Below are 1,010 nucleotides of genomic sequence, written 5' to 3'. Positions count from 1 at the left end.
CACTCTGCTCATTTGAACAGAATTCAAGTGACAACTTGGGTATGAGGACGACCTAATTCTGTAAATTTGTTCAATACGGCTATGCGTGCATGAATCTCATTCACCTGACTAGAAAAACTCCTTGCTGTTAATTTATCACCTAATAGTTTGATGCAATGCATCTTGGTTTCAACTAAACTTCGACGATGATAACCAGACCATTTTTTCCAAAGCGTTCTTCCTAAACGTTTAACTGTTTTCAGTAACTCATTCCGCTCTAAAGATCTCAATTTCTGATCTTTCCATGGTTTTGCATTTTTTCTTGGCGGAATGACCGCATGTGCATCTCGATCTAGAATGACTTGTCTGCAGTGCTTCGTGTCATAAGCACCATCGGTATAGACCGAATCAATTCGTTCATCTAAGGGAATTTGAGCAAGTAAATCACCGAGTACTTGCGAATCGCTCACATTATTTGTAGTAAGCTGTACTGCACGTATTTGCAAGGTTTCAGCATCGATGCCAATATGAAGCTTACGCCATTGGCGACGATATTCAGGTCCATGTTTCTTACGTTTCCACTCACCTTCACCTAGAAACTTTAAGCCAGTTGAGTCGACGAGTAGATGTAGCCCATCACTACTTTTTTGATAGCTAATCGCAATATTAATATGTTTTTGTCTTCGACAAAGCGTACTGTAATCTGGTGCGGTCCAATTTAATCCACAAAGTTTAATCAGACTTTGAACAAAACCTGTGACCATGCGTAAAGAGAGTCTAAATAAAGATTTGATCATTAAACAGCATTGAATAGCCTTATCGGAGTAAGTTTGATTTCGACCTTGCTTGTCTTGTGGTTGTGCATACCACTGAGTGTTTGGATCAAACCAAATGGAAATGTTGCCCCGATTAATGAGAGCGCGATTATAGGAAGACCAGTTGGTTGTACGATAAGTTTTAGGAGTATGTTTATTCATTTTGAAATTATAGGACTGAATAAACCTTATAGGCTAGGTTTGTGCAACAAAGCC

The 1,010-nt window shown here is 39.1% G+C and carries 1 protein-coding gene; it reads right to left on the bottom strand.

Annotated features, from left to right (window positions below):
* Window positions 1-23 precede the first annotated feature (23 nt).
* The gene (locus tag VXP95_RS15510; protein ID WP_195728344.1) at window positions 24-956 is read right to left on the bottom strand and encodes an IS5 family transposase; all 933 of its coding nucleotides are present in this window, start codon (window positions 954-956) and stop codon (window positions 24-26) included.
* Window positions 957-1,010 lie beyond the last annotated feature (54 nt).

The sequence above is a fragment of the Acinetobacter sp. 226 genome (genome assembly GCF_048147925.1).
Classification (GTDB): Bacteria; Pseudomonadota; Gammaproteobacteria; order Pseudomonadales; family Moraxellaceae; genus Acinetobacter; species Acinetobacter pecorum.
The sequence above is the reverse complement of the archived record's forward strand: the minus strand, read 5'-3'. Positions and strand labels throughout refer to the sequence as shown.